Origin of the sequence: Bacillus nitratireducens (assembly GCF_001884135.1) — a bacterium.
In the GTDB taxonomy this organism is placed as follows: Bacteria; Bacillota; Bacilli; order Bacillales; family Bacillaceae_G; genus Bacillus_A; species Bacillus_A nitratireducens.
On record NZ_MAOC01000020.1, the window covers coordinates 61,793 to 73,491 of the forward strand.

The 11,699-nt window shown below is 36.9% G+C and carries 13 protein-coding genes; all 13 read left to right on the top strand.

Annotated elements, in window-relative coordinates; all coding sequences use genetic code 11:
• Window positions 1-76 precede the first annotated feature (76 nt).
• The 13 genes from BAU23_RS05775 (at window position 77) to BAU23_RS05835 (ending at window position 11,650) form a co-directional block, all read left to right on the top strand.
• Window positions 77-865: a lytic transglycosylase domain-containing protein gene (locus BAU23_RS05775; protein ID WP_071733742.1), complete on the top strand. Its 789-nt coding sequence runs from the start codon at window positions 77-79 to the stop codon at window positions 863-865.
• Between the two features lie 221 nt (window positions 866-1,086).
• The gene (locus BAU23_RS05780) at window positions 1,087-1,311 is read left to right on the top strand and encodes a flagellar motor switch protein FliN (RefSeq protein WP_000775712.1); all 225 of its coding nucleotides are present in this window, start codon (window positions 1,087-1,089) and stop codon (window positions 1,309-1,311) included.
• Between the two features lie 14 nt (window positions 1,312-1,325).
• Complete coding sequence (gene fliM, locus BAU23_RS05785; protein WP_000012184.1) at window positions 1,326-2,312, top strand: flagellar motor switch protein FliM; 987 nt, start codon at window positions 1,326-1,328, stop codon at window positions 2,310-2,312.
• A 10-nt stretch (window positions 2,313-2,322) separates the two neighbouring features.
• Window positions 2,323-2,682, top strand: coding sequence for a flagellar motor switch protein FliN (locus BAU23_RS05790; RefSeq protein WP_000680017.1), 360 nt, complete (start codon window positions 2,323-2,325; stop codon window positions 2,680-2,682).
• Between the two features lie 12 nt (window positions 2,683-2,694).
• On the top strand, window positions 2,695-3,015 hold the full coding sequence (locus tag BAU23_RS05795) for a hypothetical protein (RefSeq protein WP_000121180.1): 321 nt from the start codon (window positions 2,695-2,697) through the stop codon (window positions 3,013-3,015).
• Window positions 3,012-3,770, top strand: a complete 759-nt coding sequence (locus BAU23_RS05800; protein WP_071733744.1) for a flagellar type III secretion system pore protein FliP — start codon at window positions 3,012-3,014, stop codon at window positions 3,768-3,770. Before BAU23_RS05795 ends, BAU23_RS05800 begins: the two co-directional genes overlap by 4 nt.
• Before the next feature lie 33 nt (window positions 3,771-3,803).
• The gene (locus tag BAU23_RS05805) at window positions 3,804-4,079 is read left to right on the top strand and encodes a flagellar biosynthetic protein FliQ (protein ID WP_001098085.1); all 276 of its coding nucleotides are present in this window, start codon (window positions 3,804-3,806) and stop codon (window positions 4,077-4,079) included.
• Between the two features lie 15 nt (window positions 4,080-4,094).
• Window positions 4,095-4,856: a flagellar biosynthetic protein FliR gene (locus tag BAU23_RS05810; protein WP_001055703.1), complete on the top strand. Its 762-nt coding sequence runs from the start codon at window positions 4,095-4,097 to the stop codon at window positions 4,854-4,856.
• Between the two features lie 10 nt (window positions 4,857-4,866).
• Window positions 4,867-5,913: a flagellar type III secretion system protein FlhB gene (gene flhB / locus BAU23_RS05815; RefSeq protein ID WP_071733746.1), complete on the top strand. Its 1,047-nt coding sequence runs from the start codon at window positions 4,867-4,869 to the stop codon at window positions 5,911-5,913.
• 23 nt (window positions 5,914-5,936) lie between these two features.
• Window positions 5,937-8,003 carry a flagellar biosynthesis protein FlhA gene (gene flhA / locus BAU23_RS05820; RefSeq protein ID WP_071733748.1) on the top strand — a complete coding sequence of 689 codons (2,067 nt, stop codon included), beginning with the start codon at window positions 5,937-5,939 and terminating at the stop codon, window positions 8,001-8,003.
• A 14-nt stretch (window positions 8,004-8,017) separates the two neighbouring features.
• A complete protein-coding gene (gene flhF, locus BAU23_RS05825; RefSeq protein ID WP_016129074.1) occupies window positions 8,018-9,328 on the top strand; it encodes a flagellar biosynthesis GTPase FlhF in 1,311 nt (436 codons plus the stop codon).
• Window positions 9,329-9,371: 43 nt separating this feature from the next.
• Window positions 9,372-10,175, top strand: a complete 804-nt coding sequence (locus BAU23_RS05830; protein WP_071733750.1) for a flagellar basal-body rod protein FlgG — start codon at window positions 9,372-9,374, stop codon at window positions 10,173-10,175.
• Between the two features lie 176 nt (window positions 10,176-10,351).
• On the top strand, window positions 10,352-11,650 hold the full coding sequence (locus BAU23_RS05835; RefSeq protein ID WP_071733752.1) for an NtaA/DmoA family FMN-dependent monooxygenase: 1,299 nt from the start codon (window positions 10,352-10,354) through the stop codon (window positions 11,648-11,650).
• The last annotated feature ends 49 nt before the right edge of the window (window positions 11,651-11,699 follow it).

Consider the following 11,699-nt stretch of genomic DNA (forward strand, 5'->3'; position numbering starts at 1 on the left):
ATTACAAAGGATTATTGCAAACTTATTTAAAAAACCCTAATATTAGATTATCCTTACTTATAGAAAAGGTGATATTATGGTAGTTGGAAATATTGTAAAAGAAGTTCTTGCTTATAAAAAAGGACTAATTCAGCAAAAGTTAAGTAGTCCGCAGGCGTTCGTTAGTAGTCGTTTTCAAGATCAATTGCAGAGTGAACCTGCGAAGGAGACGAAGGTTACTCCGCAAGCGGCAAAAGTAGAGGATATGAGTCAGGCGGTACTATCTACGAAAATAGAAACGGCTGTTAATAAACCGGTTGAGCCTATTAAGGTGGAGGAAACGAGTAAGCTTGAGGAGACGGAGAAAGCTGAAACGAAGAAAGTGGATGAAGTGCAAGTCGCACAAAAAGAGCTTGAGCGACGTTTCCCAGAAACGAAAAATGAGTCTGCTGATACGTGGGGATTAACGAAAAAGTATAATATTCAAAAGATACGTTATTTAAATGAGGGTAAGTATGAGGATATTATTAATCGCGCTAGTCGTACATATGGAATTCCGAAAACGTTAATTCAAAAAATGATTGAAGTAGAGTCTAATTTTAATCCGAAAACGGTGTCACATGCAGGAGCGATGGGGCTGATGCAGCTTATGCCAGCAAATGTGAAAGAGATGGGTATAAAAAATCCATTTTCACCAGCTGAAAGTATTGAAGGCGGTGTGAAAGAGTTAAGTGGTTATTTAAAGAAAAATAACGGTGATCTCGTACTAGCACTTGCTTCTTATAATGCCGGTCCTGGTAATGTGAGGAAGCACGGAGGTGTACCACCATTTAAAGAAACGCAAGGATATATAAAAAAAATATTGAATATAGACGTTTCGAAATAAGAAATTTTATTTATATAAAGTGAAACTTTAATCAGTGGGGGTTTTGTTCATCTCCCACTGATTATTAGCCTTCACCAATCGGGCTTTTACGGGCAGTGGATTCCCCCACCTAACTTCTTTGCTTTCGCTGAATTTTGGGGTAGGGGTCTTACTGCCCGCAAATAGCGGGATAAATAGAGAATATGAAATGTTCGTGAACATGATATGGGAGTTGGCTAGATTTGAAATTACAAGATGATATTCCGTTAACGATTTATTTTGAAATCGGAAATACGAAAAAGAAAATTGAAGATCTGCTTCATATTACGAAAGGTACATTGTATCGTCTTGAAAATTCAACGAAAAATACGGTACGTCTTATGCTTGAGAATGAAGAGATTGGAACCGGAAAGATTTTGACGAAGAATGGAAAAATGTACGTTGAAATTGTTGAATTGAAAAGGTAGGAAAGGGGATTTTCATGAGTGGCGATAAATTAAGCCAAGAGCAAATTGATGCCCTGCTGAAGGCGGTAAATGAAGGCGAGGAAATGCCAGCTTTCGCACAAGAAGCAGGGAAGCAAGATAAATTTCAAGAGTACGATTTTAATAGACCGGAGAAGTTCGGTGTTGAGCATTTACGTAGTTTGCAAGCGATTGCGTCGACTTTTGGAAAACAGACGTCACAGACGTTTTCAGCTCGTATGCGTATTCCGATTGAACTAGAGCCTTCGGCCGTTGAGCAAGTTCCGTTTACGAGTGAGTATGTGGAGAAAATGCCGAAAGATTACTATTTATATTGTGTTATTGATCTCGGCCTTCCAGAGCTTGGAGAAATCGTAATTGAAATTGATTTAGCGTTCGTTATTTATATTCATGAATGCTGGCTTGGCGGAGACAGTAAGCGTAATTTTACGATGCGTAGACCATTAACTGCGTTTGAGTTTTTAACGCTTGATAATATATTTGCTCTTCTTTGTAAAAATTTACAACAATCATTTGAAAGCGTTGTTGCGATAAAGCCGAAATTTGTAACGACGGAGACAGATCCAAACGCGCTGAAGATTACGACAGCGAGCGATATTATTTCATTACTGAACGTAAATATGAAAACAGATTTTTGGAATACGACAGTTCGTATCGGGATTCCATTCTTATCTGTTGAAGAAATTATGGATAAGTTAACGTCTGAAAATATTGTCGAACATTCTTCGGATAAGCGTAAAAAGTATACATCTGAAGTAGAAGTGAAAGTAAATCAAGTGTATAAGCCTGTACACGTTGCGATTGGTGAGCAGAAGATGACAATGGGCGAGATTGAGCAAATTGAAGAAGGTGACATAATTCCGCTTCATACGAAAGTAACAGACCAACTACGTGGTTATGTAGATGGAAAACATAAATTTAATTGTTTTATCGGGAAAGATGGAACGCGTAAGGCGCTCCTATTTAAAAGTTTTATAGAGTAGGAGGATCCATATGAAACATGAAGTATCTCCTGTGTCATTAATGGGATTGGAAGAATTTGCAGGGGGTCGAAATGAAGCGGAGAAGGCACATATTGATACCGTTTCAGATATTTCGATTGAACTTGGAGTAAAGCTTGGGAAGTCATCTATTACGCTTGGTGATGTGAAGCAATTAAAAGTTGGCGATGTTCTTGAAGTAGAGAAAAATTTAGGACATAAAGTAGATGTATATTTAAGCGATATAAAAGTCGGTATTGGTGAAGCGACAGTAATGGATGAGAAGTTCGGCATTATTATTTCTGAAATTGAAGCTGACAAGAAACATGCAGCGCTTATGAAGGCGCAAAATCAAATGCAGGATAAAGAGTAGAGGAGGAGTCATATGTCGTATATGACGACCTTATTACAAGTCGTTTTACTGTTTGGTGCGCTCGGCTATGGTGCGTATTATATGACGAAAAAGACGCGCAAACAGCAGTTTTATAAGCAAGGTGAAAATGGCCATATTCAAGTGAAAGACGGCGTGTATTTAAATCATCAAACGAGCGCCTTTTTATTTGAAGTAGACGGGAAGCAAGTGTTCACTGTTATTAGTAATAACGGTGTGCAATCTGTGCAATTAACAGGGACAGGAAATCAGTTTCAACAAGCACTAGAAGACGCGGTGAAGAGTGAAACGAAAAAAGTAGAGGATCCATCATGAGAATAAAGAAACAGTTATCGTTATTTGCCGTTATTTTCGCATTTTCTATTATTTTTTCATTTGTTTTTGTAAATCCAGCGTATGCAGCCACGAACGGTTTTATTAATTTCGAAAATGGAAAAGAGTTTACGAGTAATTCAAGTGTACAACTATTCGCGCTCGTTATCCTTCTATCATTATCTTCTTCTATCGTTCTTTTATTTACGCATTTCACTTATTTTATGATTGTTCTTGGGATTACTCGTCAAGGACTTGGGGTAATGAATTTACCACCGAACCAAGTGCTTGTTGGACTTGCATTATTTTTATCGCTATTTACGATGCAGCCAGTGCTTGGTCAGTTAAAGAGTGATGTGTGGGACCCGATGACGAAAGAAAAAATAACAGTAAGTCAAGCTGCGGAGACGACAGCTCCGATTATGAAAGATTATATGTCGAAGCATACGTATAAGCATGATTTAAAAATGATGCTGAAAGTGCGCGGAGAAGAGTTGCCGAAAGCTTTAAAGGATCTTTCACTATTTACACTTGTACCATCCTTTACACTAACGCAAATTCAAAAAGGGTTATTGACGGGGATGTTCATTTATTTAGCGTTTGTCTTTATTGATTTAATTATTAGTACACTTTTAATGTACCTTGGGATGATGATGGTACCGCCGATGATTTTAAGTTTACCATTTAAAATACTCGTTTTCGTATATTTAGGTGGATATACAAAAATCGTCGATATTATGTTTAAAACGGTCACCTGAAGCGTTTGATGCTATGTGATAGGAGTCATATAAATGAATACGTCACCAATTATAGATATTTTTCAAACCTTTTTTTATAAAGGGGTTATGATTTTAATGCCGGTTGCCGGCGTAAGTATGATTGTCGTTATTATTATCGCTGTCATTATGGCGATGATGCAAATTCAAGAGCAAACACTGACATTTTTACCGAAAATGGCGAGTATTGTACTCGTTATTATCATTTTAGGTCCGTGGATGTTTCAAGAGTTAACGACGCTTATTTTAGATTTATTTGATAAAATTCCATCGCTATTGCGTTCGTACTAAGATAGGTGAATTGAAATGAATATGGAATTATGGGCGGCGACGTTTTTTGCGTTTTGCCGCATTACTTCATTTTTATATTTTTTACCGTTCTTTTCAGGACGATCGATTCCTGCAATGGCAAAGGTTACGTTTGGACTTGGTCTTTCGATTACAGTTGCTGACCAAGTTGATGTCTCTCACATAAAGACAGTTTGGGATGTAGCTGCTTATGCAGCTACGCAAATTGTAATTGGATTATCACTTTCAAAAATTGTAGAAATGCTGTGGAATATCCCGAAAATGGCTGGACATATTTTAGATTTTGATATCGGTTTATCACAGGCAAGTTTATTTGATGTCAATGCAGGATCACAGTCCACTTTGTTATCAACAATTTTTGATATATTTTTTCTAATTATTTTTATTTCACTCGGCGGTATAAATTATTTTGTTGTCACGATTTTAAAGTCATTTCAATATACAGAGGCGATTTCAAAACTGTTGACTACTAGTTTTTTAGATAGTCTACTCGCAACGTTATTATTCGCGATTACATCAGCGGTCGAAATTGCATTGCCGCTTATGGGCAGTTTATTCATCATTAACTTCGTTCTTATTTTAATCGCAAAAAACGCACCGCAATTAAACGTTTTTATGAATGCGTACGTTATTAAAATTACGTGTGGTATTTTATTTATTGCGATGAGCGTACCGATGCTCGGCTATGTGTTTAAAAATATGACAGACGTATTATTAGAAGAGTATACGAAACTATTTAACTTTTTCTTAACGAAGTAGGGGGACGCGCATGGCAAAGGATAATAAAACAGAAAAGGCCACCCCGCAGAAGCGTAAAAAATCACGTGAAGAAGGGAATATCGCCCGGAGTAAAGATTTAAATAATTTATTTTCCATTCTCGTATTAGCAGTTGTCGTTTACTTTTTCGGAGATTGGCTCGGTTATGAGATTGCGAACTCCGTAGTGGCGCTGTTTGATCAAATTGGAAAAAATACGGATGTGGCGGAGTATTTGTATTTAATGGGCATTTTACTTCTTAAAGTATCGGCTCCTATATTAATACTCGTATACGCTTTTCATTTATTCAATTATATGATTCAAGTTGGTTTCCTATTTTCTTCTAAAGTCATTAAGCCGAAAGCATCACGTATTAATCCGAAAAACTATTTTACGAGACTGTTTAGTCGTAAAAGTTTAGTAGATATTTTGAAATCACTGTTTTATATGGGACTAATCGGTTATGTTGCTTACGTTCTCTTTAAAAAGAATTTAGAGAAAATCGTTAGTATGATTGGATTTAACTGGACTGCGTCACTTACTGAAATTATTAGACAAATTAAATTTATCTTTTTAGCTATTTTAATTATATTAATCGTTCTTTCTATTATTGATTTTATTTATCAAAAATGGGAGTACGAACAAGATATTAAGATGAAAAAAGAAGAAGTAAAACGAGAGCATAAAGATAATGAAGGGGATCCGCAAGTAAAGGGGAAACGAAAAAACTTTATGCATGCCCTATTGCAAGGAACAATTGCGAAGAAGATGGATGGCGCAACATTTATTGTAAACAACCCGACTCATATTTCGGTCGTACTTCGATACAATAAACACGTCGATGCGGCGCCAATTGTCGTTGCAAAAGGGGAAGATGAGCTCGCATTATATATACGAACGCTTGCCCGGGAACAAGAAATACCAATGGTGGAAAACCGTCCGCTTGCTCGTTCTTTATATTATCAAGTCGAGGAAGACATGGCGATTCCAGAAGATTTATACGTAGCTGTAATTGAAGTTATGCGCTATTTAATTCAGACGAATGAACTTGAAGTATAGTAGCGCGTTTGGAGGAGATCTCTTTGTTTAAGATAGATTCTGCAAGAACCTATTTTTCTATCTTTTTAGCAGCGTCATTCGTAGTGGCGCTCTTAATTCCACTTCCACCATTTATACTTGATATCGTTATCGTTTTTCTACTAAGTATGTCAGTGCTTATTTATATGCGAGCGACAAGTATTAACGAGTGGGATGAATTAAAGTCATTTCCAACGATGTTGTTATTAATCGGGATTTTCCGCGTATCGATTAACGTTTCGACGACGCGAGCGATTTTAACAGACGGAAATGCCGGTCATGTAATTGAAGAGTTCGGCCAGTTCGTAATTGGCGGGAACTTATTAATTGGTATCGTTATTTTTACAGTATTAATCATATTCCAGTTTATCGTTGCAAATGGTGCATCTCGTACAGCTGAAGTTGCAGCTCGTTTTACACTTGATTCTTTACCAGGGAAACAAATGTCTATCGATGCTGACTTAAACCAGCGCATTATTACAGAAAAAGACGCACAGGCAAAACGAAAAAAATTAAATATGGAAACAGAGTTTTACGGAGCGATGGATGGTGCCGGAAAGTTCATTAAAGGGGACGTTATTTTCGGGATTGTCATTTTATTCGTAAACATTATTTTCGGTTTAATTGTTGGTATGATGCAGCAAGGAATGAGCTTTGGAGAAGCAGCCATTCATTATACACAGTTAACTGTCGGTGACGGAATCGTAAACCAGATCGGTTCGTTAATGCTCGCAATTTCAACAGGTATTATCGTAACGCGAGTATTTGACGGTTCACCTGATACAGTAACAGAAGGAATCTTTAAAGAGTTATTAGCGCATGAAGTTGTTGTCTATGCGCTTGGTGGTTTATTTATCGCAATGGGTATTTTTACTCCGTTACCATTTCTACCATTCGCTCTCGTTGGAGGAACGATCATCTTTTTAGGTGTTCATAATAAAAAGCGAATAAAGAAAGAAAAAGAAGACGAGCTTCAAAAAGAATTAGAAATGATTCAAGGCGATGAAGAGCAATTGCAACAAGTGGAAGATTCATTCGGCGTGTTTACAGATAAGTATCCAATTATCGTAGAGCTCGGATTAGATTTAGCGGCGCTTGTAAAGCAAAAAATTAAAGGGGAAACAGCTCGAGATAAAGTTGTTCTGATGAGGAAATCGATTATTACTGACCTTGGTATTAACGTTCCTGGGATTAACTTTAAAGATAATACGAGCTTTAGACCACGCGGACGTTACATTATTCGTATTAAAGGTGCGAAGGCCGCTGAAGGTGTTTTAAAATCAGGTTACTTATTGGCACTGAAAACACCGAACGTAATGGCGGATTTAGATGCAGAGTCAGCGAAAGATCCAATTTTCGGCGAAGATGGATATTGGATTTTGGAGCATATGGTACAAGATGCACAAATGAAAGGCTATCAAGTGTTAGAGCCACTTAGCATATTAATTACGCATTTAGATGTTGTCGTTAGACGAAATCTTCAAGAGTTAATTCAGCGTCAACATGTGAAAGATTTAATTCAATCGCTGGAAACGGATAATGGCGTTTTATTAGAAGAAATTAAGAAGAAAGAAATCGATTTATCACTCGTACAAAATGTTATTAAACAACTGCTGAAAGAAGGAGTTTCAATCCGTGATTTACCAACGATTATTGAAGGGGTTATTGACGGGAAAGAAATTTATCAAAACCATGTTGATGGTGTCACTGCATTTGTTCGTGAATGTATTTCAAAAGTTATTTGTGAGAGTGCGAAAAATCCTGATGGGAAAATCTATGCGGCGCTCTTCTCTGATTCAATTGAATTGGATGCAGATGTTGTAAATAATTCATACCAAGGTTATTTATTAAACTGGGATTTAGATTTAGAAACGCGAGTAGTAGAGCAAGTACAGCGTGTTTTCAAACAAGCTCGTTTAATGGGAAGAGATCCAGTATTATTAACACGCAGAAAAGATTTCAGATTTGCGATTGTGAGACTTCTTGAACGTTATCAAATAGAAGCTAAAGTATTATGTATTAGTGAACTAGCACCAGAAATTGTTGTAGATCAAATTGCTTATATTGAATAGTAGGGGGTGAAGTAATGGAAAGTACAGAAAAAAAAGAAGCGTTAATGCGAATAAAAGCAGCTTCGAAAAATGAATTGTATCGAAAGTTATTTGACCAATATAGTACAGATTATTACTATGTTGTCGATGAAAGTGTAAAACGAAACATCCCGTTTTTCTGGAAAAAGAATTATGAAATGTTAGTCGCTTTTCCCGAAGATAAACAGGATGAAAGTAAAGAAGGCGTAGCCGAGTTTCATGACCAATTAATGGATGTTGTAAATGAACCTTCAGAAGAAATTGTGAAGGGAAATGGAATTCAAGCGGTTTTGCACAATTTAGAAAATGTAACAACTTCTATGTCGTACGCAGCGATGCAAACAGGAAATAGTGAAGAGTGGGCAAGAAAAAAAGAGAAACTATTACAACTGTTTGAAAAAGGGATTGTCGTGGTGAAACGTGCGGAGGCGACGAACGTTACGAAAAAACAGCCTGCTGTGAAACAAGCTATTCCTGTAAAGAAAGAAGAAGTAGTTGTTAAAAAAGAAAAGCAGGAATCTGTGCCATTTATTATTCAAAAAGTAATACGAATGCTAGAACAAAACGATGTGGAACATTATTTCATTCATGCATATGCTGAAAAATTAAAAATGAAGTTTGAGAATGCAACGATGATTACAGAAGAGGAAGTCATCGGATACATATTGGAAGATATGAAATCTCATTTTAATACTGAAAACGTATTTGAAAAAGAAGTACAAACGATTGCATTAATCGGTCCAACTGGTGTTGGAAAAACGACGACGCTTGCGAAAATGGCATGGCAGTTTCACGCTAAGAGAAAAACAGTTGGTTTTATTACGACAGACCATTCTCGCATTGGAACAGTGCAGCAATTACAAGATTACGTAAAAACAATTGGGTCAGAAGTAATTGCTGTGCGAGATGAAGCAGCTATGACAAGGGCACTCACTTATTTTAAAGAAGAATCACGCGTCGATTATATATTAATAGATACAGCCGGGAAAAATTATCGTACGTCAGAGACAATTGAAGAAATGATTGAGACGATGGGACAAGTAGAGCCAGATTATATTTGTTTAACGTTATCAGCTTCTATGAAAAGTAAAGATATGATTGAAATTATTACGAACTTTAAAGATATTCATATAGATGGTATCGTGTTTACGAAATTTGATGAAACAGCGAGCAGTGGTGAATTGTTGAAAATTCCAGCTGTATCATCAGCTCCAATTGTATTAATGACAGATGGACAAGACGTAAAGCAACATATACATATCGCTACAGCTGAACATTTAGCAAAACAAATGTTACAAACATCGTAAGAAGAGAGGTGAAGAATAAGGCATCTGCCTTATTCAAACGAGTATGAACGGTCTTTATATAGGTTCTATGGGTATGATGAATTACATGCAGCGCATTAATGTTCATTCGAATAACGTTGCAAATGCTCAAACGACAGGATTTAAAGCAGAAAATATGACTTCTAAAGTATTTGATGTGCAAGACACATATCGCCGCGGAGATGGATCGACGACAAATATCGGTTCGGTCGATTATGCTGTAGTACCAGCCGCAACGCATGTGAACTTAGTACAAGGAAATATACAAATGACAAATAGTGCTACAGATTTCTTTTTAGATGACGGTACAGCCGGTACAACATCATTTTTCGTTACATCTAAAAACGATGAAACGTTTTTAACGAGAGATGGTAGTTTTACAATAAATAGTGATCGTTATTTACAAACATCTTCAGGTGCTTATGTTATGGATGTAAATAATGAACGTATTCGTATTCCTGAAAATGTTGATTTCTTCGTATCTAATAATGGAGAAATCTATAGAGAAGTTAACGATGGAACTTTGCAAAAACCAGATATTAAGAGAATGGTAATTGCACAGTTGCAAACAAAAACAGTAGATGCAGAAGCGAATGCACGTCTAATGCAAAGAGAGAACAAAAGCTTTACACTAGCAGAAGGAAACATTGCTGATTTACCGAACGGAACAGGGGCAGTAAAAAATCATATGCTAGAAAATTCAAATGTAGATATGACGAAAGAGATGGCAGATCTTATGACGAGTCAAAAGATGATTCAAGCATCGCAGCGTGTCATGACTTCGTTTGATAAAATTTATGAAAAAGAAGCAAATGAAATATTGAAATAGGAGACTTCCGTTAGCGGAAGTCCTTTTTTATTATTGCTTTTATTACAGTTACACCATAAAATGATAATGATTATCAATATCAATATCATTTTATCTATTTTCATAAGATTGGAATTTCATAATGACAGCAACATTTGTTTAACAAAGTGAATTAAAAACAAGGGGATGGTGTGTATATGTCTACAAAAAAACAACTTTGCATTGGATTATGTTTAATTTCTAGAAAGAAAGAGCAAGAGGGTGAGTTTAATTCGGGAATTGATGAACAAGTAGAGTTAGCGAAACAAGCAGAAAAATCGAAGTTAGATTTTGTTTTTAAAGCCGATTATTTAGTGGCGCATCCAGATTTAATTGCTCGTAATAAGGGGAATGTAATTTTAGATCCGACATTATTGTTTACTGCTATTGCTTATGCAACAGAAAAAATTGGAGTGGTTACGACAGCTTCAACATCATTTTATCCACCATACATACTAGCGAGGCAACTACAATCTTTAAATTGGATTAGCAATGGCCGAGTAGGATGGAACATTGTCACATCCATTGACGGTGCAGAAAATTTTGGTGAGGCAGGGATGCCACCATCTGAGGAACGATACGCGAAAGCTGCAGAATGTACAGAGTTAGTAAGAAAACTTTGGAGGAGTCATCCTTATGAGGTTTTGAAAGAAGGTAACACAGATGTAATTAGAGAGATGGTAAAGCCTATTGAACATCGTGGTGAGTATTTTGAGGTGAAAGGCCCACTTAATGTCCCGCAGCACATTTCTAGAGAAATGCCATTATTTCAAGCTGGTGCATCAGAGCCTGGTCGGAATTTCGCTGCTTCTGTTGCGGATGCGATTTTCGCCGCAATGCCAGATGTAGAGTCAGGAATTGAACTTCGCCGAGATTTAAGAAGAAGGGCAGTGCAACATGGCCGGCAGTCAGATGATATACGTGTATTGCCTGGTTTATATTTCTTTATTGGCGATACATATGAAGAAGCTTTAGAAATGCACAGGCAAGCTCATCAACATCTCACAAAAGAGAAGAGATATGCTTTACTTGAAATGGTTCTCGGACTAGACGTTAGAGGGATTCCGTTAGAAAGTAAGGTAACAGAAGATATGCTACCAAGCAGGGAGCAAACTGTGCGTAGTAAAACACATGCCGAATTATTACGGAATTACATCATGAAAAATGAGCCAACTGTTGAACAAATACTGGAGCGACCAGAAGTTGTTGGCTCTGCTCATTGGGTAGCGGTTGGCACATCACAAGACGTTTGTAAGCAAATTATGGATAGGTTTGAAGCCGGAGCATTAGATGGATTTATTGCAATTCCAGGGGGACCTCCAAAATCATTGGATTTATTCTTTAGTGAAGTCATTCCGTTATTCGTGAGAGCAGGTGTGTTTAGGAAAGAGTATACAGGTTCAACCTTACGTGAGCATCTGGAGGGGAACATATCAAATACTTTGCAGTTCAAATAAGTGGAATAGTATGTACAAAAAGCCTTTTACAAGAAGGCTTTTTATTTTG

Excerpts from the sequence above, each read along its gene's own strand:
- BAU23_RS05775 (WP_071733742.1), top strand. The coding sequence starts at position 77 with ATGGTAGTTGGAAATATTGTAAAAGAAGTTCTTGCTTATAAAAAAGGA.
- fliM (WP_000012184.1), top strand. The coding sequence starts at position 1,326 with ATGAGTGGCGATAAATTAAGCCAAGAGCAAATTGATGCCCTGCTGAAG.
- BAU23_RS05790 (WP_000680017.1), top strand. The coding sequence starts at position 2,323 with ATGAAACATGAAGTATCTCCTGTGTCATTAATGGGATTGGAAGAATTT.
- BAU23_RS05795 (WP_000121180.1), top strand. The coding sequence starts at position 2,695 with ATGTCGTATATGACGACCTTATTACAAGTCGTTTTACTGTTTGGTGCG.
- BAU23_RS05800 (WP_071733744.1), top strand. The coding sequence starts at position 3,012 with ATGAGAATAAAGAAACAGTTATCGTTATTTGCCGTTATTTTCGCATTT.
- BAU23_RS05805 (WP_001098085.1), top strand. The coding sequence starts at position 3,804 with ATGAATACGTCACCAATTATAGATATTTTTCAAACCTTTTTTTATAAA.
- BAU23_RS05810 (WP_001055703.1), top strand. The coding sequence starts at position 4,095 with ATGAATATGGAATTATGGGCGGCGACGTTTTTTGCGTTTTGCCGCATT.
- flhB (WP_071733746.1), top strand. The coding sequence starts at position 4,867 with ATGGCAAAGGATAATAAAACAGAAAAGGCCACCCCGCAGAAGCGTAAA.
- flhF (WP_016129074.1), top strand. The coding sequence starts at position 8,018 with ATGGAAAGTACAGAAAAAAAAGAAGCGTTAATGCGAATAAAAGCAGCT.
- BAU23_RS05830 (WP_071733750.1), top strand. The coding sequence starts at position 9,372 with ATGAACGGTCTTTATATAGGTTCTATGGGTATGATGAATTACATGCAG.
- BAU23_RS05835 (WP_071733752.1), top strand. The coding sequence starts at position 10,352 with ATGTCTACAAAAAAACAACTTTGCATTGGATTATGTTTAATTTCTAGA.